22 protein-coding genes and 1 riboswitch are annotated in these 25,585 nt (G+C 56.1%); of the genes, 15 read left to right on the top strand and 7 right to left on the bottom strand.

Annotated features, from left to right (window positions below):
- Window positions 1–36 precede the first annotated feature (36 nt).
- The 3 genes from HB779_RS19935 (at window position 37) to HB779_RS19925 (ending at window position 3,562) form a co-directional block, all read left to right on the top strand.
- Complete coding sequence (locus tag HB779_RS19935; protein WP_188343955.1) at window positions 37–747, top strand: DUF1868 domain-containing protein; 711 nt, start codon at window positions 37–39, stop codon at window positions 745–747.
- Window positions 748–858: 111 nt separating this feature from the next.
- A riboswitch (cobalamin riboswitch) is annotated at window positions 859–1,093 on the top strand.
- Window positions 1,094–1,217: 124 nt separating this feature from the next.
- On the top strand, window positions 1,218–2,462 hold the full coding sequence (locus HB779_RS19930; protein WP_188343954.1) for an aromatic ring-hydroxylating dioxygenase subunit alpha: 1,245 nt from the start codon (window positions 1,218–1,220) through the stop codon (window positions 2,460–2,462).
- Between the two features lie 8 nt (window positions 2,463–2,470).
- A complete protein-coding gene (locus HB779_RS19925) occupies window positions 2,471–3,562 on the top strand; it encodes a hybrid-cluster NAD(P)-dependent oxidoreductase (RefSeq protein ID WP_188343953.1) in 1,092 nt (363 codons plus the stop codon).
- A 278-nt stretch (window positions 3,563–3,840) separates the two neighbouring features.
- Here the strand turns inward: HB779_RS19925 and HB779_RS19920 are convergent, their stop codons facing one another.
- From HB779_RS19920 to HB779_RS19905, 5 genes are all read right to left on the bottom strand, one after another.
- Window positions 3,841–4,425, bottom strand: coding sequence for a formyltetrahydrofolate deformylase (locus HB779_RS19920; RefSeq protein WP_244642714.1), 585 nt, complete (start codon window positions 4,423–4,425; stop codon window positions 3,841–3,843).
- Window positions 4,319–5,218, bottom strand: coding sequence for a 3-methyl-2-oxobutanoate hydroxymethyltransferase (locus HB779_RS25480; protein WP_244642434.1), 900 nt, complete (start codon window positions 5,216–5,218; stop codon window positions 4,319–4,321). Before HB779_RS25480 ends, HB779_RS19920 begins: the two co-directional genes overlap by 107 nt.
- A gap of 17 nt (window positions 5,219–5,235) precedes the next feature.
- Complete coding sequence (locus tag HB779_RS19915; protein WP_188343951.1) at window positions 5,236–6,474, bottom strand: NAD(P)/FAD-dependent oxidoreductase; 1,239 nt, start codon at window positions 6,472–6,474, stop codon at window positions 5,236–5,238.
- Window positions 6,471–6,791, bottom strand: coding sequence for a MocE family 2Fe-2S type ferredoxin (locus tag HB779_RS19910; RefSeq protein WP_188343950.1), 321 nt, complete (start codon window positions 6,789–6,791; stop codon window positions 6,471–6,473). Before HB779_RS19910 ends, HB779_RS19915 begins: the two co-directional genes overlap by 4 nt.
- A gap of 69 nt (window positions 6,792–6,860) precedes the next feature.
- Complete coding sequence (locus HB779_RS19905; RefSeq protein ID WP_188343949.1) at window positions 6,861–7,955, bottom strand: fatty acid desaturase family protein; 1,095 nt, start codon at window positions 7,953–7,955, stop codon at window positions 6,861–6,863.
- Between the two features lie 161 nt (window positions 7,956–8,116).
- Here HB779_RS19905 and HB779_RS19900 point away from each other — a divergent pair, with 161 nt between their 5' ends.
- From HB779_RS19900 to iolG, 6 genes are all read left to right on the top strand, one after another.
- Entirely contained in the window at window positions 8,117–9,148 is a 1,032-nt protein-coding gene (locus HB779_RS19900; RefSeq protein WP_188343948.1) for a LacI family DNA-binding transcriptional regulator, read from the top strand.
- Window positions 9,149–9,273: 125 nt separating this feature from the next.
- Window positions 9,274–10,101 carry a TIM barrel protein gene (locus tag HB779_RS19895; protein ID WP_188343947.1) on the top strand — a complete coding sequence of 276 codons (828 nt, stop codon included), beginning with the start codon at window positions 9,274–9,276 and terminating at the stop codon, window positions 10,099–10,101.
- Between the two features lie 423 nt (window positions 10,102–10,524).
- Entirely contained in the window at window positions 10,525–11,454 is a 930-nt protein-coding gene (locus HB779_RS19890) for a sugar ABC transporter substrate-binding protein (protein WP_188343946.1), read from the top strand.
- 76 nt (window positions 11,455–11,530) lie between these two features.
- Window positions 11,531–13,072 carry a sugar ABC transporter ATP-binding protein gene (locus HB779_RS19885; protein WP_188343945.1) on the top strand — a complete coding sequence of 514 codons (1,542 nt, stop codon included), beginning with the start codon at window positions 11,531–11,533 and terminating at the stop codon, window positions 13,070–13,072.
- 197 nt (window positions 13,073–13,269) lie between these two features.
- Window positions 13,270–14,304: an ABC transporter permease gene (locus HB779_RS19880; protein WP_188343944.1), complete on the top strand. Its 1,035-nt coding sequence runs from the start codon at window positions 13,270–13,272 to the stop codon at window positions 14,302–14,304.
- A gap of 96 nt (window positions 14,305–14,400) precedes the next feature.
- Window positions 14,401–15,390 carry an inositol 2-dehydrogenase gene (iolG, locus tag HB779_RS19875; RefSeq protein WP_188343943.1) on the top strand — a complete coding sequence of 330 codons (990 nt, stop codon included), beginning with the start codon at window positions 14,401–14,403 and terminating at the stop codon, window positions 15,388–15,390.
- 236 nt (window positions 15,391–15,626) lie between these two features.
- On the opposite strand, the gene HB779_RS19870 is transcribed toward iolG, so the two are convergent.
- Window positions 15,627–16,760: a Gfo/Idh/MocA family protein gene (locus HB779_RS19870; RefSeq protein ID WP_188343942.1), complete on the bottom strand. Its 1,134-nt coding sequence runs from the start codon at window positions 16,758–16,760 to the stop codon at window positions 15,627–15,629.
- Between the two features lie 159 nt (window positions 16,761–16,919).
- Between HB779_RS19870 and HB779_RS19865 the strand changes: the two genes are divergently transcribed.
- The 6 genes from HB779_RS19865 (at window position 16,920) to iolB (ending at window position 24,070) form a co-directional block, all read left to right on the top strand.
- A complete protein-coding gene (locus tag HB779_RS19865) occupies window positions 16,920–17,762 on the top strand; it encodes a MurR/RpiR family transcriptional regulator (RefSeq protein WP_188343941.1) in 843 nt (280 codons plus the stop codon).
- Window positions 17,763–18,064: 302 nt separating this feature from the next.
- Entirely contained in the window at window positions 18,065–19,996 is a 1,932-nt protein-coding gene (iolC, locus tag HB779_RS19860; protein WP_188343940.1) for a 5-dehydro-2-deoxygluconokinase, read from the top strand.
- 32 nt (window positions 19,997–20,028) lie between these two features.
- Window positions 20,029–21,879, top strand: coding sequence for a 3D-(3,5/4)-trihydroxycyclohexane-1,2-dione acylhydrolase (decyclizing) (iolD, locus tag HB779_RS19855; protein ID WP_188343939.1), 1,851 nt, complete (start codon window positions 20,029–20,031; stop codon window positions 21,877–21,879).
- 286 nt (window positions 21,880–22,165) lie between these two features.
- The gene (gene iolE / locus HB779_RS19850; protein WP_188343938.1) at window positions 22,166–23,050 is read left to right on the top strand and encodes a myo-inosose-2 dehydratase; all 885 of its coding nucleotides are present in this window, start codon (window positions 22,166–22,168) and stop codon (window positions 23,048–23,050) included.
- Window positions 23,047–23,268 (top strand): DUF3329 domain-containing protein, encoded by a 222-nt coding sequence (locus tag HB779_RS19845; protein ID WP_188343937.1) that lies wholly within the window; start codon window positions 23,047–23,049, stop codon window positions 23,266–23,268. Before iolE ends, HB779_RS19845 begins: the two co-directional genes overlap by 4 nt.
- Window positions 23,269–23,272: 4 nt before the next feature.
- Window positions 23,273–24,070 carry a 5-deoxy-glucuronate isomerase gene (iolB, locus tag HB779_RS19840; RefSeq protein WP_188343936.1) on the top strand — a complete coding sequence of 266 codons (798 nt, stop codon included), beginning with the start codon at window positions 23,273–23,275 and terminating at the stop codon, window positions 24,068–24,070.
- Between the two features lie 170 nt (window positions 24,071–24,240).
- Here the strand turns inward: iolB and HB779_RS19835 are convergent, their stop codons facing one another.
- Window positions 24,241–25,368 carry a DegT/DnrJ/EryC1/StrS aminotransferase family protein gene (locus HB779_RS19835; protein ID WP_188343935.1) on the bottom strand — a complete coding sequence of 376 codons (1,128 nt, stop codon included), beginning with the start codon at window positions 25,366–25,368 and terminating at the stop codon, window positions 24,241–24,243.
- Between the last annotated feature and the right edge of the window lie 217 nt (window positions 25,369–25,585).

Genomic DNA, 25,585 nt, shown 5'->3' with positions numbered 1-25,585 from the left:
CATGGGATATTTTGGTTTTCACGCTTCGGAGTTTCCATGCTCGACCTGATCAAGCCGTCTCTTGCCCGTTTTGCCGTCAGTCAGCATCCGGAGCCGCCGCAGCACCTTGGCAGACGTTATGACACATCGGGTAATTTCCTGATCGAGCCCGGCAATACCGTGGTCAGTCATTTGGTCAAAGGTTCAGAATCGGAAAAGGCTGTGATCGCTGTGCGCGAGCGCATGCTGGCAATGCCGGATGCCAGTCGGCTGGCATTCACGCCGGTTTCCAGCCTGCACATGACATTGTTTCAGGGTATCATCGAATACCGCCGCCGTGCGTCTTTCTGGCCGGATGATGTGCCGCTCGACACCAGCATCGATGACATGACCCGGCTTTATGTGGATCGTCTGCAGGATTTCGAAGGTTGCGGGCCGTTCAATGTAAAGGTGGTCGACGTGACGCCTGCGGGACTCACCGTGGCTGGCGCAAGCGAGTATGACGAGCGGATACTGCGCGCCTGGCGTGACGCATTGGCTGTTCCGTTCGGATATCGCCATCCTGATCACGACACCTATGTTTTCCATATCACACTCGCCTACGTGATCGAGCGATTCCCGGATGACAGGCTGGCGGCATGGCAGGAGCTGCTGGATGATTGTCTAGCATTTATCCAGCGTGAAGCGCCGGTGATTGCGCTCAATCCGCCAGCTTTCTGCAGCTTTGCCGATATGAAGCATTTCGAGGAGCTGGTTGTTCTCGATTGAACCAAGGGTAATTCAATCGCCAATCTGCGACATAGTGTACACGGACGATCGGTGTCGTCTTACGTAAATGGGATGTCGTTTCCGCACCTATTCTTTTTTCATGCCGAATGCTTTTATCGGAGCACTTGAGGTGCCGCTTTTCTAGGGAAGGCGGAGAATTGGGAAGCCGGTATAGAGCGGTGAAATCCGGTGGATTTCTTCATTCTTGAACCCGGCGCTGCCCCCGCAACGGTATTGGAGTGAAACACGGCATAAAAGCCACTGGGTCACAACCCCGGGAAGGCGTCGTGACCGCCGACACGGCAACTCCAGAGCCCGGAAACCAGCCTCGGGACTGAAAACCGACTGATCGCGGTGGGCGATCAAGGAGCATGATTTTATGCGGATATTGGCCGGTGGCTGACCGCGTAGGCGTTCTTCCTCCGTCACCACCAGTCAGTTCTTTCGCAACATTGAGGCGAGGACACGACATGGATATTCGCAATGAACTGCTCCGGAACCTGAAGAACCGGAAACCCGGCTACGGCCTCGAACAGGCTTTCTATTCAGATCCGGATTATTACCGGCTGGATATGGAGAATATCTTTTACCGCGACTGGCTGTTTATCGGCCATGATTGCGAAGTCGCCAAGCCTGGTAATTTCTTTACCGTGCAGGTTGGCGATTATCCTGTGGTGATCGTGCGTGACCGCCAGAACCAGATCCGTGCGTTCCACAATTCCTGCCGCCATCGCGGCTCGCGCGTCTGCTCGGCAGAACGTGGCACGTCCGCCAAGCTCGTTTGCCCCTATCACCAATGGACCTATGAACTGGATGGCCGCCTGTTGTTTGCGCGCCAGATGGGCGATGATTTCGACCCCAGCCAGCACAGTCTGAAGCCAGTCCAGTGCGAAAGCGTCGGCGGCTATGTCTTCATCTGCCTCGCTCAGAATCCGGTGGATTTCAGTGCCACCCGCGCGCTGATCGAGCCATATCTTGCGCCGCATCGCCTGGCTGAAACGAAGGTTGCCTACCAGAGTACCATCGTCGAAAAAGGCAACTGGAAGCTGGTCTGGGAAAACAATCGCGAGTGCTATCACTGCGTCGCCAACCACCCGGAACTGTGCAAGACCTTCCCCGAAGCGCCAAGCGTGACTGGTGTGCAGGGCGCTGGCGATGATCCGGAAATCGTCGAACATTGGCAGCGTTGCGAAGCTGCCGGCCTCCCAAGCACTTTCCGCATGTCCGACGACGGCCAGTACCGTGCCACCCGCGTGCCGCTGTTGCGTGAAGCAGAAAGCTATACGATGACCGGACGCCGCGCCGTCGGCAAACAGCTCAGCGAAACCGTCAACGAAAAGCAGATCGGCTCGCTGCTGCTGTTCCACTATCCAACGACGTGGAACCATATCCTTGGCGACCACGCGATTTCCTTCCGCGTGCTGCCGCTTGGTCCGGATGAAACGCAGGTCACGACCAAGTGGCTGGTGCACAAGGATGCCGTCGAAGGTGTCGATTACAATCTTGAGGAACTGACACACGTCTGGACCGAAACCAACGATCAGGACCGCCGTATTGTGGAAGAAAACGCTTTCGGCATCCGCTCGCCTGCCTATGAGCCCGGCCCTTATTCGGTCGAGCATGAAGGTGGTGTGCTGCAGTTCCTCGAATGGTACTGCAAGTTCATGGAAGAGCGGCTTTCCGGCGGCGATACGCGGCTCAGCAAGGTAGCATAAGGTACACAATGAATATGGGCGTTCCTCAGTCTTACCCGCACCTCGACCAGATGCAGCCATGGAATGACCGGCTGCACCTGCTGGAGTGTCTGTCGATCATTGAGGAAGCCCCGAATGTGAAGACGTTTACCTTCCGCTCGGACAATCAGAACTGGTTTCGCTATGAGCCGGGACAGTTCATGACCTTCGAGCTGCCAACACAGCCCGAAGCCGTGCTGCGCACCTACACGCTGTCATCGAGCCCGTCACGGCCATTTACCATTGCCGTGACGGTCAAGGCGCAGGACGGCAGCATCGGCACGCGCTGGATGCTGGATCATCTGATGCCCGGCGTGCGCCTCAAGGCTTTCGGGCCGATGGGCGATTTCTCCATGCGCAAGCATCCGGGTGACAAGTATCTGTTCATTTCGGCGGGTTCCGGTATCACGCCGATGATGTCGATGACCCGCTGGATGCACGATTGTGCGCCGCAGAGTGATATCAGCTTTGTCACCTGCGCCCGCCGCCCCAGCGATATTATCTTCCGCAAGGAGCTTGAATATCTGACGAGCTGCATGCCCAATCTGAAACTGTCGTTCCTGATCAAGGAGCACGAAATCGGTCAGGTCTGGACCGGTATTCGCGGCCGCCTGGAAGCGCCGAAACTGCCATTGCTCTCACCTGATTTCAAGGACCGGACGATTTTCTGCTGCGGCCCGGAAGGCTTTATGCGTGATGTGCGCACGATGCTCGAAGCCAACGGCTTCGATATGAAGCAGTATCATCAGGAAAGCTTTGGCCCGGCTGCCGAACCTGTTTTGCCTGCGCTGGACGAGATTTCGACCGAGGTCCTGGAAGCGGCGGCAACCATCACCTTCTCCATGTCGGGTATGGATGTGCCGTGCATGCCCGGTGATACGATCCTCAAAGCCGCGCGCGGCGCCGGTATCCGCATTGCGGCGGCCTGTGAATCCGGTCTTTGCGGCACCTGCAAGGTGATGAAAATCTCCGGCAAGTCGGAGATGGACCACAATGGCGGTATTCTCGACGAAGAAATCGACGAGGGTTATGTGCTGGCCTGTTGCACCAAACCGCTTGGGAATGTCGAGATCGAGGCGTAAGCGCCACTTTTTTCACTCTGATAACATAAGCAATATTCGGCGGTGAAGGCTTTACCCCCAACCGCTGAAACTCCCACATGCGCCAGTATCACTTTGTTTGGTGGCGATCCATTGGCATGAACATTGTGCGTGGTTCGACAAGCTCACCATGAGGGAGATGGGTGGGTTGCAGGGAGCCATATTCTGCAACATTCTGCAACTTTGCAATTGGCTTTGCAGCCCATCCATCTCCCTCATGGTGAGCTTGTCGAACCACGCACCCCAAAATTTGCAGCGGTCTAAAACACCACCGTCTTATGGCCATTGAGCATGACGCGGGATTCAAGGTGTTTCTTGACCGCCCGTGCCAGAACCCGGCTTTCAATATCGCGGCCGGTGGCGACAAAGTCTTCCGCGCTCATCGCATGGCTGACCCGTTCGGTCTCCTGCTCGATGATCGGACCTTCATCGAGATCGGGCGTCACATAATGGGCGGTGGCGCCGATCAGCTTCACGCCGCGCTCGAATGCCTGATGGTAGGGTTTTGCACCCTTGAAGCTTGGCAGGAACGAGTGATGGATGTTGATCACTTTGCCGAACAGCCGCTTGGAAATAGTGTCCGACAAAACCTGCATGTAGCGGGCAAGGATGACGAGATCAGCGCCGGTATCCTTGACGATCTTCAGAAGTGCTTCTTCCTGCTCCTTCTTGTTGTCTTTCGACACAGGCAGGACATGATAGGCAATGCCTTCATGCTCGGCAAAGCGGCGGCTGTCCTCATGGTTGGAGACGATGGCGGCGACTTCCGCATCGAGCCAGCCAACCTTGATCTGATAAATCAGGTGCAACAGCGCATGGTCGAACTTGGAGACCATGATGACGATTTTCGGCTTCTTGGCCTGATCGATCAGGGTTGTTTTCATGCGGAATTCCGACCACATGTTCGGCTCCCGGATAGGTTTTTGCATGCACGTCTGCGACAAACTCGGAGAAGGCTGCGACCCTTTCCTGTTGCAAACGGCCGTACTCGGCGGAAAAGTTTCGATAGACCTTGGCGTGACGCGGATAATGCCCTCGATTTGAGCCGAGAATATCCTCGGCAAACAGATATTGCGCATCGCAGCCCGCTCCTGCCCCCATCGAAATCATGAACATGGACGTGCGCTGGGAAATGGCGGTTGCGACGTCTACCGGCACCACTTCAATCTCGGCCGCGAAGGCACCGGCTTCTTCCAGTGCTTTCGTCTGACGCCATATTTCCAGTGCGCTTTGCGCTGTCTTGCCGACGGCTTTGAAGCCGCCGGTCCAAGTGGCCTTGGACGGAATGAGGCCGACATGGCCGCAAACCGGAATACCCTCATCGCGCATGCGCCGGATGGTGGCGAGGCTGGCGGCGCAATAGACGGCGTCACCGCCCGCACGCAAAGCTGTGAAGGCGGCACGCATATAGTCTTCTGCCGTGATGAAATCGCCGTATTCGAGTCCGGGAACGGTGAAGCAGGATGGTGCAGCGTCGCGAAAGGCCGGTGTGAGCAGGGCAGGTGGCACAGACAGGATATCGACCCGTGCGCGTTCGGCGGCTTCGGCTTCCTCCAAGGTGACAACGCGCAGCATGGTCAGCTGGCGACGGCCTTTCATTGCAAGAATATCTGCCACTGTCGGGCGTTTGCTGGTCATGATTGTTCCTGTCTGTTTCAAGCTGCGAGCAATGATTTGAGTTTGACGTCCGGTGCCGCGAGCTGAGTAGCGGCGGGACAGGCGGAGCGAGCAATCAGCATTTCCGCCAATCTTATGTCCCTGGCGACAGCATTGCCGGGACCGATGCCGCTTGCCGCAACAAGGCGGCCATCAGCGGCGAGATGAAAGAGAATGAAAGCGCCGTCGCCAAGATCGCGGCGAATTGTCAGCGTGCCTTCATCCGGTAGCCCCGCCACCTGCAAGCCAAGCTCATATTGATCCGACCAGAACCATGGAACTGACAGATGCGGTTCCGCAAAGCCGAGCATGTTGCGTGCGGCCAAGGTTCCTTGTTCCTGGGCATTGCGCCACGCTTCCAGCCGCACGCGCCTGCCGCCATAGAGGGCGAGGGGAAAGATGCAGCAATCGCCAGCGGCGAAGATGTCGGGATCGCTGGTTTGCAGATATTCATTGACGAAAATGCCATTGCCGGTTTCGAGGCCTGCCGCTTCCGCAAGAGCTGTGACCGGCACGGCGCCTATGCCGATGATGACAAGATCCGCATGGATGGTTTCGCCATTGGCGAGACCTATCGTTGCGCTCGCGCCGCTATCCCGAATGGCCGATATGCCAATCCCGCAACGAAGCTGTACTCCCTCCTGCCGATGACGCGCCGCGATGGTTTCAGCGATTTCCTCCGGTACACCGCGCATCAAAACCCGCGCCTGGGTCTCCAGCACGGTCACTTCTGCTCCGCGTTTGCGCGCACTGGCGGCGAGTTCCAGCCCGATGAAGCCGCCGCCGACAATGACGATCCGGGCACCGGGCCGAAACCGCGCACGAATGGTCAGCGCATCGTCAAAGCTGCGCAGATAGGCGCAATGGCGGCTTTCGGCAGCGAGCGGCAAGGTGCGGGGAATAGCTCCCGTCGCCAGCAACAGTTTTTCATAAGGCAGGCTTTGTCCATCGGCGAAGGCAAGCTGTTTGGCTCGGCGATCGATGTGCGTCACCGTTGTTTCAGCGATGAATTGGATAGCCTTTTCGTCGAAATACTCCTGCGCCGCGATGGTCCGGGCAACGGGGTGGTCCTCGCAAACCATGATGTCCTTGGACAGTGGCGGACGCTCATAAGGCAGGTGTTTTTCAGCGCCAATCAATGTGACCAGCCCTTCGTAGCCGTTCTCGCGCAGGGCAAAGGCAGCGCGTGCGCCGCATTCGCCTGCACCGATGATGACCATGCCTGATGTCACGGTCATTGGCCCAACTGGATGAGGACTTTGCCAGCCTCAACCCTGATCGGATAGGTTTTAAGATTGACGCAGACCGGAGCGCCCTTGGCCTGTCCGGTCTTATAGCTGAAGCGGCCATTATGCTTGGGGCATTCAATGATGTCATCCATCACCAGCCCATCGGCCAGATGGATATGCTCGTGGGTGCAAAGTCCGTCGGTGGCGAAGAACTCATCATCCGGGCTGCGGTAAATCGCAAAGGTCCGGCCTTCATGATCAAAACGGATGACGTCTTCTTCATCGATATCATCAGCGGCGCAGGCTTCAATCCAGTCACTCATCATGGTCCTCCCTTGGGTAGGGTCAAAAAGCCCCAGCCTCGTGGTTTATTGGTAAGTTATTGCTTACGGATACTATTCAGCCGCAGCGCGTGCCGCTTTCCCGTGAAATTCCTCACGGTAGGGCTTCGCGGTCAGCGGCAATTTGCGTCTGAGGTAATAGTCTTCATTGCGCAGCTGACGCAGAAAGGCGGGCACCATTTCCCTGTAGCCATCCAAAATGGAGGGGTTGGGGGCGGGCAGGTCGTGCTTGATCATTGCATGCAGACGGGGCAGCGCATGGTAAGGCACCATCGGGAACATATGGTGTTCCACATGGTAGTTCATGTTCCAGTAGATGAAGCGGCTGACGGGGTTCATCAGGACTGTGCGGCTGTTCAGCCGGTGGTCGATGACATTGTCAGCAAGTCCGCCATGCTGCAGCAGTCCGGTCAGGACATGGTGCCATGCACCATAAAGCCGGGGCAAGCCGATGAGTACAAGCGGCAGGATCGAACCCATATAGAGTGCGAGGGTGATGGTCGCGGCATAGATCAAGGCCCAGATGCGGGCGACGCGGATGACCTTGTGCTGTTCCTGCTCGGGTATGAAGGTTTTTTCCTCAGCGCTGACAATGCCGGAGGCATTGCGTGCCATATCGATAACCGCATGCCATGCATCGAGGATGCCGAAGAAGTTTAGGGCAACGCGCAGCAGGTCAGGCGGGCGCATGACGGCGATTTCCGGATCACGGCCAACGATCACGGTATCCGTGTGGTGCCGTGCGTGGCTCCAGCGCCATGTCACCGGATTGCGCATGATCATGAAGCAGGCGATCTGATAGACGGCATCGTTCATCCAGCGGGTCTTAAAAGCAGTGCCGTGGCCGCATTCATGCCAGCGTGAATCCGAGGCAGAACCGTAGAGCACGCCATAGGCGAGGAAGAACGGCACGCACCAGATAGTGCCCCAAAGGGCAATGCCCAGAGCGGCAAGAACAATCATGCTGCCGAGCCAGATTGCCGTGTCGCGAATGGCTGGACCATCCACGCGCTTCATCAGCTCTTTCATATCCTTGCGGGGGATGTCGGTGTGATACCACTCGGCCGCTGCAAGACCCGTTTCGACCGCACGCGCCGAATCCCGGCCGATAAGGCTGTAATCGCGTGAAGGCGATAGCACTGCGTCCATTCGTGGACCTCCCAATCCGTGGCGGGTGATGAAAACCCGGGCTCATGGATTGAGATAGTAATGATGCAACGCGTGGCACTCAATTCGAAATGATAATATTCCATCATTGCCTATCATGCTGTGCTATGTGTAAATGATAGAAACTATCATTTGGATTTGCTATGGCGAATAGACCAACCATTGCCGATCTGGCGCGGGTTTCCGGCGTCAGTGTTGCTACTGTGGACCGCGTGCTCAACAACCGCTTGCCGGTGCGCGAAGAAACGGCACGGCGGGTTTATGAAGCAGCCAATAGCATCGGCTATCATGCGGCAGGCCTGATCCGGCAGCGCATGCGGCAGGAGCTTCCTGAATACAAGCTCGGTTTCCTGTTGCAGAAGTCCGGCCAATATTTCTATCAGGAATTTGCGCGGGAAATTGACCGGGCGGTGAATGCTGCGCCAAATTTTCGCGGAGTTCCTGTGGTGGATTTCTGCCCATCGCTGGCACCCGACGATATTATCGCCAAGCTGCGCTCATTGGCGGGGCGGACTCGTGCAATCGCGCTCGTTGCGCCGGATCATCCATCGATTACCGTGGTGATAGAAGAGTTGAAGGCCAAGGGGATCGCGGTCTTTTCCCTGCTCTCCGACTTTGCTGCCGGTGTGCGGGAAGGCTATGTCGGTCTCAACAACCGCAAGGCCGGGCGCACTGCCGCGTGGATGATCGCCAAGACAGCACGGCGTCCGGGCAAAGTTGCAGTCTTCGTTGGCAGCCACCGGTTCCAGGGGCATGAACTCAGGGAAATCGGCTTCCGCTCGTTCTTTCGGGAAGAAGCACCGGAATTCACCGTGCTTGATACGCTGATCAATCTGGAGACACGGCAGATCACCTATGAAGCCATGCTCAATTTACTGGAACATCACCCGGATCTTGCGGGCTGCTATGTGGCGGGCGGCGGCATGGAAGGTGCCATCGCTGCATTGCGCGAATGCACTCAGACTGAGCTGCCAGTGATGATCTGCAATGAGATTACGCCAGAGTCACGGGCGGCTCTTGCCGACAAAATCGCCATCATGGCAATCGCGACACCCCTGCCGCGCCTTTGCCGGGAACTGGTCGAACTGATGGGGCACGCGATTGAATCGGGGGCAGCCAATGCTCCGGGGCAAACCTTCCTGCCCTTCGATATTTATCTGCCTGAGAACATCTGAGCGCACGAATCTATCAGAAATGATAGTTTTTGGCTCATTGGGCCAATTGACTGACTGAGCAAGGGAACAGATGTTTCGCGCGACGCCAGCGTCGTGCTGGCATTTCATTCCTGGGAGATGTCTGGATGAGCGCGACACGTTCCGCACCGGTATTTGCAATCAATCATATGGTCACGCCCAAACTGCGGCCACAGGCATTTTTTGAGCTGACGCGGTGTCTGGGTTTGCAGGATGTCGAAATCCGCAATGATCTTGCCGGTAATGCCATTATCGATGGAATGCCCGCTGCGGATATTCGCGCGCAGGCGGCAAATGCAGGGGTGCGGATCGCAACAATCAACGCCTTGCAGCGCTTCAATGAATGGACCTCTGAGCGGGAACGCGAAGCCATCGCGCTTGCTGATTATGCGCGGGATGCGGGAGCCGCTGCGCTTGTTCTGGTGCCGGTCAATGACGGGACGGGCCAGAAGGATGGTGAGCGGCAAGCCAATCTGCGCACCGCACTCAAGGCCTTGCTGCCGATATTGAATGAGCGTGGCCTCAAAGGCTTTGTCGAACCTCTTGGGTTTGAGATTTGTTCGTTGCGGTCAAAACGTGAAGCGGTCGAAGCGATCAATGACATTGGCGGGCAGGGCACATTCCGCATTGCGCACGACACGTTCCATCACCATCTCGCCGGTGAACCTGCGCTGTTTCCCGAAATGACGGGACTGGTTCACATTTCCGGCGTGACTGATCCCGCATTGTCAATCAGTGATATGCGCGATTCGCATCGTGTTCTCATCGACGTGCAGGATCGGCTTGGCAATATTGCGCAGATTCAGGCGCTGCTGGATGCAGGTTATAAAGGCCCGTTCTCATTCGAACCTTTTGCCGAGGAAGTGCAGCAGCTGATAAATCCTGCGGCAGCACTGAGTGAAAGCATAGAGCTGATTAAATCCAAACTGGTTTGATGCCGACTATCGCGGGCAGCCACAGCTCTGTGCTGAGGTTGCCCGCCCCGCTGAACAGTCTTGGCAGGTTCAACCGTGAACCGGTGATATACCCGCTCAAAGTGCACAGCAGTGCAAATTTTTTGCCGGATAATTGCGCGATGCAAATGGCCGAAAAGTTCGGCTCCCTCATCTTTTTTATTGGTTCGCTGTCGTGAATCCCGCTTGACGCTTCGATTGGAAAATGGAATAAATATTTCAGAAACTGGATGCAACGGTTTTTATATTCCGTATGATAAATCCAGAACAAAGTTTGCGCGATGTCTCGCGCACTCTGGGGCAGAGGCGTCGCTGGCAGCAGGGGTTTGCATGGCTGCGATGCTGAAGTTCGAGGAGCTTCCGGATCAGGACGGTGTGGCCGGGCACCATTGTGGAGGAGACGAAATGAAGAAACTAATTTTGACACTGGCTGTTTCAGCCCTCATGAGCACAACGACATTTGCCGCGAATATTGGCGTCTCCATGGCGCAGTTCGACGACAACTTCCTGACCGTATTGCGCAACGGCATGCAGGATTACGCCAAGACGCTTGACGGTGTGACGCTGCAGGTTGAAGACGCGCAGAACGACGTTGCCAAGCAGCAGAGCCAGATCCAGAATTTCATCGCTTCCAAGGTTGATGCGATCATCGTCAACCCTGTTGATACGGATGCGACAGCGGCCATGTCGAAGATTGCTTCGGCAGCGGGTATTCCATTGGTTTACGTCAACCGCGAACCGGTCAATGTGAATGAACTGCCAGCCAAGCAGGCGTTTGTTGCTTCCAACGAAGTTGAATCCGGCACGCTGGAAACCAAGGAAGTGTGCAAGCTTCTGAAGGGCAAAGGCAAGATCGTCGTGATGATGGGCGAACTGTCCAATCAGGCTGCACGCCAGCGTACAAAGGACATTCACGACGTTATTGCGACGGATGAGTGCAAGGGTCTGACGATTGTTGAAGAGCAGACGGCCAACTGGTCGCGTACTCAAGGTGCCGATCTGATGACCAACTGGCTCTCCGCTGGTCTGGAATTCGATGCGGTTATTTCCAACAATGACGAAATGGCTATCGGCGCAATCCAGGCGCTCAAGGCGGCTGGCCGCAAGATGGAATCGGTTGTTGTTGCCGGTGTTGACGCGACGCAGGATGCATTGGCCGCAATGGCAGCCGGCGATCTCGATGTGACCGTTTTCCAGAACGCTGCCGGTCAGGGCAAGGGTTCGGTTGATGCGGCACTGAAGCTGGCCAAAGGCGAAAAGGTTGAGACCAAGGTCTACATTCCTTTCGAACTGGTGACCAAGGACAACCTGGCAAAATACCAGACCAAGAACTAAGGCTTTCCGCCTTGAACCGGAACGCATCGCAAGGTGCGTTCCGGCCTTCAGATTATAGTCTCGGGAGGAGACGGTTATGGCAGTCAGCCCTACGACAATGGCTGCGGTTCGCGCCAGTGGCGCGGTGCCGAAAGCCGAATATCTGCTCAACGTAGAGAATATTCGCAAGGAATTTCCCGGCGTTCTGGCGCTGGATGATGTGTCTTTTCGTCTGAAGCGTGGCACTGTGCATGCGCTGATGGGCGAGAATGGTGCCGGTAAATCCACTCTGATGAAGATACTCGCTGGAATATATGTTCCAGATCAGGGCGAGGTATTTCTCAAAGGATTGCCAATCCGTTTGAAATCGCCGCTGGATGCGCTTGAGAATGGTATCGCCATGATTCATCAGGAGTTGAACCTGATGCCGTTCATGACGGTGGCAGAGAATATCTGGATCCGCCGTGAGCCCCAAAACATGTTCGGCTTTGTCGATCATGGCAAAATGTTCGAGATGACCGCCGATCTGTTCAAGCGGCTGAACATTGCGCTCGATCCCGAAGCGCAGGTGCGTGACCTCAGTGTTGCCAACCGGCAAATGGTCGAAATCGCCAAAGCGGTTTCCTATGAATCCGATGTCCTGATCATGGATGAGCCGACCTCCGCGTTGACAGAACGCGAAGTAGAGCATCTTTTCGAGATTATTCGCAGCCTGCGCACGCAAGGCATTGGCATCGTCTATATCACCCACAAGATGAACGAGCTGTTCGAAATTGCCGATGAATTCTCGGTGTTTCGCGATGGCCGTTATATCGGCACCCATGCTTCCACGGATGTAACACGCGACGACATTATCAAGATGATGGTCGGGCGCGAAATCACCCAGATGTTTCCGAAAGAGATCGTACCGATCGGCGATGTCGTTCTGTCGGTGAAAGATCTGTCGCTGAAGAATGTTTTCAGCAGTGTTTCGTTCGACGTGCGTGCGGGTGAAATCCTCGGCATTGCCGGTCTTGTCGGCTCCGGCCGCTCCAATGTGGCGGAGACCATATTCGGCGTCACGCCCGCAACCACCGGCTCGATCGCAATCAATGGCAAGCCGGTCGCTATCGGCTCGCCCAATCAGGCGATTCAGCACGGCATGGCGTTCATAACCGAAGACCGCAAGGAAACGGGCTGCCTGCTTATTCTGGACGTTCTGGAAAACATGCAGATCGCTGTGTTGCAGGACCGGTTTGTCAAATTCGGATTTGTTGCGGAAAAGGAAATTTCTGCTGCCTGCAAGGTGATGAGCGACAAGCTGCGGGTGAAAACGCCCAATCTGCAGGAGCGGGTGGAAAACCTGTCCGGCGGCAATCAGCAGAAAGTTCTGATCGGCCGCTGGCTGCTGACCAATCCCAAAATTCTCATTCTCGACGAGCCGACACGCGGCATTGATGTTGGAGCCAAGGCGGAAATTCACCGTCTTGTCTCGGAACTGGCCAAACAGGGCGTCGCCGTCATCATGATCTCATCGGAAATGCCCGAGGTTCTCGGCATGAGCGACCGGATCATGGTGATGCATGAGGGCCGGGTGACCGGCTTTCTTGATCGGGCAGAAGCAACCCAGGTAAAAGTGATGGAGCTGGCTTCGAAATGAGCAAGGCTGGCATGAGCAGTGATACGTGGTTCGACAAGCTCACCATGAGGGAAACGGGAGATTGCAGGGAGCCGCGGTTTGCCAAGCCTATGACTGGTTTTGCAGCCCGACAATCTCCCTCATGGTGAGCTTGTCGACCACGGGCAGCAGGAATGCAATTTTGAATAAACGCACCTCTATTCGGGGGAGGAAAGAACATGACGAGCGAACAAGCAATCGCAAAGGCACCGGCGCAGTCGTCCTCAAAGCAGGGCCGCCGCTGGCCGCCGGAAGTCAGCATCCTTTTGGTGCTGATCGGCATCGCGCTGATTTATGAAGTGCTTGGCTGGATTTTCGTCGGCCAGAGCTTTTTGATGAATCAGCAGCGTCTGACGATCATCATTCTGCAGGTCTCGGTCATCGGCATTATCGCTGTCGGGGTGACGCAGGTCATTATCACAGGCGGTATTGATCTTTCGTCCGGCTCGGTTGTCGGTATGACGGCCATGATCGCCGCAAGCTTTGCGCAGGCATCCACCTGGGCTCGGCCGGTTTATCCCAGCCTGACCGATCTGCCCTTCATCATACCGCTGATTATCGGTCTCGGTATCGGTTTGCTTGCCGGTATCGTCAACGGCGCCTTGATTGCGCAGACCAAGATACCGCCCTTTATCGCCACACTTGGCATGATGGTTTCAGCGCGTGGTGTTGCCAAATGGTACACCAAGGGTTCGCCGGTTTCGGGCCTTACGGACCAGTTCAATTTCATTGGCACGGGCATCTGGCCGGTGGTGGTGTTTCTGGTGGTTGCGTTTATTTTCCACATTGCGCTGCGCTATACCCGATATGGAAAATTCACCTATGCGATTGGCGCCAACGTGCAGGCAGCACGGGTCTCCGGTATCAATGTCGAGCGCCATCTGGTCAAGGTCTATGCTATCGCCGGTCTGCTGGCTGGTCTGGCCGGTATCGTGACGGCAGCGCGTGCGCAAACCGCGCAGTCGGGTATGGGCGTCACCTATGAGCTTGATGCCATTGCGGCGGCTGTTATTGGCGGCACATCGCTGACAGGCGGTGTCGGGCGGATCACCGGCACGGTGATCGGCGCAATCATCCTTGGTGTGATGATATCCGGTTTCACGTTCCTGCGGGTGGACGCCTATTATCAGGAAATCATCAAGGGTGTGATCATTGTCGCCGCAGTTGTTGTCGATGTTTACCGGCAGAAAAAAGAAAAGTTTGAAGCTGAATAGGTCGCATAATGCCTATGCAAGTTCAAGAAGTAAGATAGAAACCAAAAATCTGTAACGCCCGGAACCCATCCGGGCTTCTTTCCAAGAGGTAATGAAATGACTGTACGCTTTGGTCTGCTCGGTGCGGGCCGTATCGGCAAGGTGCACGCGAAGGCCGTGATATCCAATCCGCAGGCGCAACTTGTTGCGGTAGCAGATGCTTTCGAGCAGGCAGCCAAGGACATTTCTGCGGCCTATGGTTGCGAAATCCGCACCATTGATGAGATCGAAAAAGCAGGCGATATCGATGCGGTCATCATCTGCACGCCAACCGATACGCATGCGGATCTGATCGAGCGTTTCGCCCGCGCCGGCAAGGCCATCTTCTGCGAAAAGCCGATCGATCTGAACGTCAAGCGCGTTGAAGAATGTCTTGCGGTTGTCGATGAAACCAAGGCGACTCTGATGGTCGGTTTCAACCGCCGCTTCGATCCGCACTTTGCCGCTGTGCGCAAGGCTATTGACGATGGTTCCATCGGCGCGGTCGAGATGGTCACGATCACCTCGCGTGATCCGGGCGCACCGCCTGCCGAATACATCACTCGTTCCGGCGGAATCTTCCGCGACATGACCATCCACGATTTCGATATGGCCCGTTTCCTGCTCGGCGAAGATCCAGTCGCTGTTACAGCCCATGCTTCGGTGCTGGTGGACAAGAAGATCGGCGAGCTGGGAGATTACGATAGCGTTTCAGTGATTCTGTCCACGGCTTCCGGCAAGCAGTGTGTCATTTCCAATTCGCGCCGCGCCACCTATGGCTACGATCAGCGTATTGAAGTGCATGGCTCCAAGGGCATGGTTGCGGCGGAAAACCAACGGCCGGTTTCGATCGAGATCGCCAATGGTTCCGGCTATACCCGTCCGCCGCTGCATGATTTCTTCATGACGCGCTACACGGAAGCCTATGCCAATGAAATCACTGCGTTTATCAATGCGATTGCAACCGGCGCCAAGGCTGCTCCAAGCGGCAAAGACGGGTTGATTGCTCTGGCACTTGCCGACGCAGCGTTGCGTTCGGTCAAGGAAGGCAAGACGATCACGGTTTGAGTTTCGTGGTTTATCTCCGATATCTCTCCCCTTGTGGGAGAGAACGGATTTTCTTGGATTTAGCCCTTTCGCTAAATCCTTAGAAAATCCAAGTGAGAGGGAAGTTTTTGATTAAATCCCCTCTCTTGCGATTTCTGGCACTTGAGCTTCGCTGCGCTCGCTAAGATGCCGAAATCGCTTTCTCCCCGCAAGGGGGAGATAATCGGCATCGGGCATTGCAACTCGTTGTTCAAGTTTTACCGCACATCAACCCAGCGCTGTTCATTGAACGAACGGGCCATGGCGTGGACGGTGCGCTCGATTTCCAGTCCTTCTTCAAACCCGATCAGATGTGCGTCCTGACCATTGATGCGTTTGATCAGCTCATGGCACTCGATGATTTTCAGGTCATTGAAACCGAGGCCGTGGCCCGGAGCGGGGATAAACCGGCCATAGGGATCGTGATGCGGGGCGGTCAGGATCGTGCGGTAGCCCTGCTCGGTCGGTCGGTCTGCCGTGACGTAGAGCTGAAACTCGTTGGCGCGCTCCTGATCGAACAGAATTGATCCCTTCGAGCCAAAAATCTGCAACGCGATGCGGCCTTTGCGGCCCCATGCGGAACGGTTCACCTGCAGCGTCCCGGCGACGCCATTCTCCATATGCAAAAGCACGCTGGCGCTGTCATAGGTTTCGACCGCGCGTGACTTGCCGTCTTCGGTCTTGCGCTCAGCATAGGGTCGCGACATGTCGCACATGACCCCGCTCACCCGGCCAAACAAGGCCCATAGCAACGAGAGAGGATGAACTGCGAAATCATCAAGCGCGCCGTAACCGGAGGTTGCAGCGTGTTTCCAATAGAACAGCGCGTCCGGATCAGCCATAAAATCCTCATCCATCTCGATACGCAGATGGTTGACGTCGCCGATGATCTTTTCCGCAAGCAACTGGCGGATGTGGCGAATAGCTGGACCCTGAATGTAATTGTACCCAAGAGCGGCGACCTTGCCGGATTGTTTGGCGGCATCCGTCATGGCCTTGGCATCGTCGAATGCGGGCGCCATAGGCTTTTCGCACCAGACGTGTTTGCCGGCTTGCAGGGCTGCCAGCGCCATTTCCGGATGGAACTGATTGGGCGTGGTTATGGAGACAATGTCGACGTCGGGATCATTAACAACTGCGCGCCAGTCACCCGACGCCTTGCTGAAACCGAACTCATCGGCGCGTTGCCGGGCAAGGTCAGCATTGGCTTCACCCAGATGCACCAGATTAACGGGGGGAACGTCACCGAAAACAGCGCGGACAGAATTCCAGGCCAAGGCGTGGCATTTGCCCATGAATCCTGTCCCGATCAGCCCAACACCCAGCGCACGCGTATTTCCATGACCTGACATGTCTTCACTCCCACGACATCCAGGGATAATCGCATCCCTTGCAGATATTGATTGAAGTAATCTATAACAAACAAAAATGGAATAACTGATCCGTTTTGTATGCCGGGTTATTTTGTTAGTCTCACCATAGCGTCGCAATACCAAGGGGAACGATTCGCAATGGGCAGCACGGTTATTCAGGCATCCTTGCCGCAGGACTTTGATGCATTGCGCACGCTGATCCTTGATCGCCGGCAAACGCTGCCGAAACGGCTGGCGCAGATTGCCGCCTATGCGCTGAGCAACCCTGATGAGATCGCTTTTGGCACAGCGGCGAGCATCGCTCAGTCAGCTGGCGTACAACCTTCGACGCTCATTCGTTTTGCCCAGCATCTGGGTTTTGATGGCTTCACCAGTCTACAATCGGTGTTTCGCGAACGCTTGCGTGAACGGCAGGGAACCTATGAAGAGCGGCTATCCGGGTTGCGTGGCGACACGTCAGGTCTGTCCAAAAATCGGGTTATTCTCAATGGTTTTTTGAACGCTGCCAGCCAATCAATCGAGACCATTTCCCGCAAGGTGGAAGAGAATACGCTTGAAGACGCGGTGGAGATCTTGGCAAAGGCCGAAACGATTTATCTCCTTGCCCGCCGCCGGTCCTATCCGATCACCGCCTATATGGCTTATGCCTTCGGCAAGCTCAAAATCCGTAATCAGCTGATTGAATCAACGGCGGGGATCGATCCGGAAATCCTGTCATTTGCCGAACCGCGCGATGCGGCCATCGCTATCAGTTTTTCACCCTATGCATCGGCAACCATTGAGCATGCGGCAGCTTTGGCAGCGCGGGGAGTGCCGGTTGTGGCGATCACCGATAGTGCATTTTCCCCGCTGGCCCAGTCGGCATCAGTCTGGTTTGAGGCGGCGGAGGGGGACTTTTCCGGTTTCCGCTCATTGTCCGGCACCATGGCGCTGGCGATGGCTTTGACTGTCAGCGTGGCGGAGCGGCGGCGCGGCCTGTAGAATAAATGTTGTAAGACTATTGTGCGTGGTTCGTGGTTCGTGGTTCGACAAGCTCACCATGAGGGAGATGGTAGCTGCAATACTAATCGGCAACATTGCAGGACAGCACCTGCAGTCCCCGCTCTCCCTCATGGTGAGCTTGTCGAACCACGAACCACGCACAATCATTTTGCAAATGAAACGCGGAGAAAACTAAAAAGAACATACATTCCATATTGACGATTTGATAGAATTATTATTTCATAAGGAAAAGTTCCCGGCCTGTCTTCAGCGGGATAGATCAGCATATCGGGAGGAACATCATGGGCAGCGCTGAAACAGGCAAAAAGCTTGATGTCATTACAATTGGCCGCTCATCAGTTGACCTTTACGGTCAGCAGATTGGTTCGCGCCTTGAAGACATCGCTTCCTTTGCCAAATCCGTTGGCGGTTGTCCGGCCAATATCGCCATTGGCACCGCGCGGCTCGGGCTGCGTTCGGCGCTTTTGAGCCGCGTCGGCAACGAACAGATGGGGCGTTTTATCCGCGAGCAGATGCTGCGCGAAGGCGTTGCAGTGGACGGTGTCATTACGGATGCAGAGCGTCTGTCGGCGCTGGTGATCCTGTCCGTTGAGAACGACAAAAGTTTCCCGCTGATTTTCTACCGTGAAAACTGTGCCGACATGGCGCTGAATGAAGATGATGTTGATCCCGATTTCATCAACTCAGCGCGCGCCGTGGTGGTGACGGGGACACATTTTTCCAAGCCCAACACCGACGCCGCCCAGCGCAAGGCAATCCGTCTGATGAAGGAAGCGGGCGGCAAAGTGGTGTTTGATATCGACTACCGCCCCAATCTCTGGGGACTTGCGGGACACGGTGATGGCGATAGCCGTTACATTGCCTCGGATGCGGTATCCAGCCATTTGAAAACGGTGCTGGCCGATTGTGATCTCATTGTCGGAACTGAAGAAGAAGTGCTGATCGCCTCGGGGGAGGCGGACCTTCTCGCAGCGCTGAAGACCATTCGCGCGCTTTCCGCCAATGCGATCATCGTGCTCAAGCGCGGGCCGATGGGCTGTATCGTGTATGAAGGAGCAATTTCCGACAATCTTGAAGACGGTATTGTCGGCAAGGGTTTCCCGATTGAAGTGTTCAATGTGCTCGGCGCGGGCGATGCCTTCATGTCCGGTTTCCTGCGCGGCTGGCTTGGCGGCGAAACATTGGCAACTGCGGCGACATGGGCCAATGCCTGCGGTGCTTTTGCCGTATCGCGGCTGCTTTGCTCGCCGGAAATCCCAACATTCGAAGAACTGCAATTCTTTCTGAAAAATGGCAGCCCGCAGCATGCCTTGCGCAAGGACGAAGCGATTAATCATGTGCATTGGGCAACCACCCGCCGCCATGACATTCCATCGATGATGGCGTTTGCCATTGATCATCGGGTACAGCTTGAAGATCTGTCGCAGAAGCTTGGCGCTGATATCAGCAAGGTACAGGCGTTCAAGGAACTCGCGGTCAAGGCAGCAGCGAAGGTCGCCAATGGCCGCAGTGGCTACGGCATGCTGCTGGATGAAAAGTTTGGCCGCGAAGCCATGTTCGAGTTTGCCCGGCACAATTTCGATTGGCTGGGGCGGCCGGTTGAATTGCCCGGCTCGCGTCCGCTGCGTTTTGAATTCTCGCAGGATATCGGCTCCCAATTGGCCGAATGGCCGGTAGACCATTGCATCAAATGCCTTTGCTTTTATCACCCGGACGATCCGGCCGAACTGAAAGCGGAACAGCAGGCCAAATTGCGTACATTGTTCGAAGCAGCCCGGAAGGTCGGCCGCGAACTGTTGATCGAAATCATCGCTGGTAAACATGGTTCGCTGGATGACAAGACGATTACGCGGGCACTGGAAGAACTCTATGCTCTTGGTATCAAGCCGGACTGGTGGAAGCTGGAGCCGCAGGCGTCGGCCACTGCGTGGAAGAACATCGAGGCTGTGATCGAAAAGAATGATCCATGGTGCCGGGGCGTTGTCCTGCTTGGGCTGGAAGCGCCGCAGGATGAACTTGAGGCTGCTTTCGCTGCAACTGCCAGTACGCCTGTGGTAAAAGGCTTTGCGGTCGGGCGCACTCTTTTCATGGAGACCGCCGAACAATGGCTTGCCGGCCGTATGTCCGATGAGGCTGCTATTGCCGAGATGGCGGATCGTTTCGAAAAATTAACCGGAGCCTGGCTTGCCAGTCGCAAGCAACAAGCGGCATAGGCAATATACAGATAGGCCGGGAGGAGATTGATATGACCAAGACGATACGCCTGACGATGGCGCAGGCACTGACGCGCTTCCTTGCCAACCAGATGACTGTGATCGATGGCAAGAAGCTTCCGGTCTTTGCTGGTGTCTGGGCCATTTTCGGGCATGGCAATGTCGCGGGTATCGGCGAAGCGCTGTATCAGGTCCGGGAAGAGTTGCCGACCTATCGCGCCCACAATGAACAGGCGATGGCGCATGCGGCCATTGCCTTTGCCAAGGCCAGTTTCCGGCGCCGTATGATGGCAGTGACAAGCTCGGTTGGGCCGGGTGCGACCAATATGGTCACCGCTGCCGCCCTGGCGCATGTTAATCGACTGCCGCTGCTGCTGCTCCCCGGCGATGTTTTCGCCAATCGCATTCCCGATCCGGTGTTGCAGCAGGTGGAAAGCTTTGGCGATGGTACGGTTTCCGCCAATGATTGCTTCCGCCCCGTCTCACGCTATTTCGATCGTATCACCCGGCCGGAACAGATTATTCCGGCTTTGGCGCGGACGATGGCTGTGTTGACCGATCCTGCCGAATGCGGCCCGGTTACCTTGGCACTGTGTCAGGATGTGCAGGCAGAGGCTTACGACTATCCGGAAAGCTTCTTTGATGAACGCGTATGGGCGCAACGCCGCCCGCGCCCGGATCGCGAAGAACTGGCGACCGCTGTTGAACTGTTGAAGGGTGCCAAGAAGCCGCTGGTGATTGCAGGCGGCGGCGTCATCTATTCGCAGGCGTCGAATGAATTGAAGGCTTTCGTCGAAGCGGCGGGTATTCCTGTGTGCGAAACACAGGGCGGCAAGTCATCTCTGCCGGACAATCATCCGTTGAACATGGCGGCTATCGGCGTAACCGGCACGGAGGCTGCCAACCGCCTTGCCGAAGAGGCCGATGTGATATTGGCTGTTGGCACGCGGCTGCAGGATTTCACCACGGGATCATGGGCCTTGTTCCGCAATGCCGGCAAGAAGTTCATTGGTCTCAATGTTCAGCCCTTTGATGCGGGCAAGCACCGTGCCGCGGCTCTTGTGGCCGATGCGAAGGAAGGCCTGTTGGAACTCGCCGCTGCGGCTGCCGGTTACAAGGCTCCCGCAAGCTGGACCGAAAATGCCAAACAAGGCAAGGCCGACTGGCAAAAGGCTGCTGCCAAGGTCACGGACCCTACCAATGCGGCCCTACCTTCGGATGCGCAGGTGATCGGCGCCGTGCAGCGGACCATGGGCAGTGAAGCTACCGTGCTGCACGCGGCGGGTGGTTTACCCGGCGAAATGCACAAACTGTGGCAGGCGGGTGCGCCGGGCTCATACCATGCCGAATATGGCTTCTCCTGCATGGGCTATGAGATTGCCGGTGGTCTTGGTGCAAAAATGGCCAAGCCGGACGAAGAAGTGGTAGTCATGATTGGCGACGGCTCTTACCTGATGCTGAATTCTGAAATCGCCACATCTGTCATGCTGGGGCAGAAGATCAACATCGTCCTGCTTGATAATCGCGGTTTTGGCTGCATCAACCGGCTGCAGATGGGCACGGGCGGCGCGAACTTCAACAACCTGCTGAAGGACAGCAAGCACGAGATACTGCCGGATGTCGATTTTGTCGGCCACGCCAGGAGCCTTGGTGCAATTGCCGAGAAAGTTGCCTCGATAGCCGAGCTGGAGAGCGCCTTGACACGGGCCAAGCAGAACGACCGGACCACAGTTATCGTCATTGATACCGATCCGCTGATCTCAACGGATGCGGGTGGTACCTGGTGGGATGTGGCGGTGCCGGAAGTGAGCCAGCGCCCGCAGGTCAATGACGCGCGCAAGGCCTATGAAGAGAAACTGAAAATGCAGCGGGTCGGTGACTAGGCGATCATGATTTTGCGTCAATCGATTCACCCCCCTCTGTCCTGTCGCTTTCCGGGGCGAGCCACGGGTCTCGCCCGTCCTTCGGCCCCCCCGCAACGGGGGAGATCAGCTCTCACAGCAATTTTTTTTCACCAACCACTGTTTAAGATAATCGATGCCATTGATGCAGGCTTGATCTCCCCCCTTGTGGGGGAGATGTCCGACAGGACAGAGGGGGTGAAGGTTTTGTTCACCGCTCTTTGGCTGGCATAATTTCATCACACAGAACAACCAAAGGAAGACAAGAATGATCCGTATCGGGGCAAACCCAATCGGCTGGTCCAATGATGACATGCTGGAAATTGGCGGCAATATCCCGCTGGAAACCTGTCTTGAACAGGCAAAGGCGGCCGGTTTTACCGGTATGGAGCTTGGCAACAAGTTTCCGCGCACTGCCGACAAGCTGCGTCCGATCCTCGATGCTTTTGGCCATAGTCTGGTCAGCGGCTGGTATTCGACCGAGCTTCTCGTCCGCGATGTCGAGGCAGAGCTCAAGGCCGTTGTTGGCCATGCAACCCTGTTGAAGGAAATGGGCTGCACGGTGCTCATCGCTGCTGAAACATCCAATGCCATTCATTCCAACAAGGACCTGCCTCTTTCAGCACGTCCGGTTTTGGAAAAGTCGGCCTGGACGGCTTTCGGCGAGCGCTATACGGCTTTTGCTGAGGCCATCAAAAAGATCTACGGCCTGCAGGTTGTCTATCACCACCACATGGGCACTGTCGTTCAAACCGAAGCTGAGATTGACCGCTTCATGGAAGTTACGGGCGAAGCTGTGCACCTGCTGCTTGATACGGGCCACGCCACATGGGGCGGCGGCGATCCGGCGCGTCTGGCGCGGCATTACAAGGCGCGCATCAGTCACGTCCATTGCAAGGATATCCGCGAGGCCGTCATGTGGCAGTCGAACCGCGAAGACTGGTCCTTCCTCGATTCTGTCCTTGCTGGCGTTTATACGGTTCCGGGCGATGGCATGATCGACTATGTTCGTGTCCTGAAAGAACTCAAAGGCTATAGCGGCTGGGTTGTTGTCGAGGCAGAGCAGGACCCTGAAAAGGCCGATCCAGCCGTTTATTCCAAGCTCGGCCACGCCAATCTCAGCCGCTTCATCAAAGAGGCAGGATTGGTTTGACCAGCGATTCCAAGCATCCGTTTTTTCGTCCCCTGTGGCGGCGCGTTGCCGTGGTGGCCTTTTGCTTTGCATGGGCCATCTTCGAATTCGTCACAGGCACACCGTTCTGGGGGACGATAGCGCTTGGTTTTGCCGGTTATGGCATCTGGCAGTTTTTCATAGCCTTCGATGCATCCGAACCGGTCAAACCGGCGGATGCGGATGAAAAAGAGGAATAGAACCATGTCGAAATTGTTGCTCAAGGCAAAAGCCGGCACCGGCCATGTGGCGCATGTAACGCCCGAGACCGCTGGCTGGACCTATGTCGGCTTTGATCTGCATCGCGCCACGCCGGGGGAGACCATTGCGGGCCGCAGCGGCGACAAGGAAATCTGCCTCGTGTTTGTCACCGGCAAAGGTTTTGCGCAGGTGAATGGGCACGATCTTGGTTTGCTGGGCGAACGCATGTCCCCGTTCGAGGGTAAGCCGTGGTCCATTTACATGCCGGCCAATTGCGACTGGTCCGTTGTTGCCGATACGGCGCTGGAACTTGCCGTCTGCTCCGCACCAAGCCTTGGCGGGGATATTCCGGTTCGTGTCATCGCGCCGAATGATTTGGGGCAGGAAACCCGCGGCAAGGGCACAAATACGCGCTACGTGACGAATATCCTGCCGGAAGGCGAGCCTGCCGATTCACTGCTGGTTGTCGAAGTGATCACCCCGGGCGGGCATACATCAAGCTACCCGCCGCACAAGCATGATCAGGACAATCTGCCAGCGGAGTCCTATCTGGAAGAGACGTACTATCACCGCCTCAATCCGCCGCAGGGTTTCGCCTTCCAGCGGGTCTATACGGATGACCGGTCACTGGATGAAGCCATGGCGATTGAGGACGGCGACGTGGTGATGGTGCCCAAGGGCTATCATCCCTGCGCTGCCTGCCACGGCTACGATCTCTATTATCTCAATGTCATGGCCGGCCCGAAGCGCACGTGGAAATTCCACAATGCGGTGGAGCATGAGTGGCTGACAAAGAGCTGATTGTTGCAGGCTGCATTGACATTGTGCGTGGTTCGACAAGCTCACCATGAGGGAGAGTGATGCTGTGAAGCCAAGCGCCAAGATTGCAGAGTAGCTCCCTGCAATCCTCCTTCTACCTCATGGTGAGCTTGTCGAACCACGCACCAATTTCATGCAGATTTTAAAAGCGCCTAAGCGGCGCTTTTCTCATGGAAATCGCGAATGGTCCCGATAATCCGGTCCTGATCTGCTTCACTCAAATAAGGATGCATGGGCAGGCACAAGATGTTCTTCGGCAGCGTTTCCGATACTTCAAGCCCGCCTGGCGCGCGCATATAATGCGAGTAAGCGTCCTGCAGATGCAGCGGCTTCACATAATAGATCACGGATGGAATGCCATTGGCCTGCAGATGCGATTTCAACGCATCGCGATTCTGTGTTTCGATGGCGTATTGCGCCCAGGCCGAACGTGAACCTGTCGGTACGTGTGCGACCTTGGCAACGCTCTTCAGGCCATCGGCGTAGCGCTTGGCCACAACCTGCCGCGCTTCCATTTCATCTTCCAGAATTGCCAGCTTTTCGATGAGGATCGCCGCCTGTATTGTATCGAGGCGTGAATTCATGCCGATGCGGACATTGTCATACTGTGTCTCACCCTTGCCATGGAACAGCACGGAGCGAAGAATGTCAGCCAAGGCACCATCATTGGTGAACATGGCGCCGCCGTCGCCATAGCAGCCCAAAGGCTTGGCCGGGTAGAAGCTTGTTGCGCCGACATGGCCGAAGGCACCGCACATGGCATTGTCACGCTTGCCGCCGATGGACTGAGCCGCATCTTCGATCACGAACAGGTTGTACTTGTCGGCAATAGCTGAAACCGACGTGTAGTCGGCAGCAAGACCGAACAGATCAACCGGGATAATCGCCTTCGGCTGCAGGCGGCCTTCCGCCAGTACTGCCTTGATAGCGGCTTCAAGCTGCTCGATATTGATATTGTAGGTATCGGCATCGACATCGACGAAGACCGGCTCTGCGCCGACCAGCGCAACCACTTCAGCTGTTGCAGCAAAGGTGAAGCTCGGGCAGAACACCGCGTCGCCAGGACCAATGCCGCGTGCCATCAATGGAATCTGCAGCGCATCCGTGCCATTGGCGCAGGCAACCACATGCTCAACGCCGAGATATTCACCCAGACGCTTTTCGAACTCGGCGACTTCCGGTCCGAGAATATATTTGCCTTCACGCACCACTTTGGCGATTGCCGCGTCAAGCTTGCCGCTAATCCGTTCACGCTGCGCGCCGAGATCGATGAACTGCATCATTGCTCCAATATCAAATATCCGCGAATCCGTCGCGGAAAACGGTCAAGACAACTCTTTAGAAGGACAGCGGGAGGTCTGCCAGACATTGTCGTTCAAAGTTTGTCCGGCCTTGTAACAACGCTTTACGTCAAGCGCAATCTGGCGGCCACAAACGTGCGTGGTTCGACAAGCTCACCATTAGGGAGAGTGAGGATTGCAGGGAGCAAGATTCTGC

It is taken from the genome of Phyllobacterium sp. 628, from assembly GCF_014189505.1.
GTDB lineage: Bacteria > Pseudomonadota > Alphaproteobacteria > Rhizobiales > Rhizobiaceae > Phyllobacterium.
This window is presented reverse-complemented; position numbering and strand designations above follow the sequence as displayed.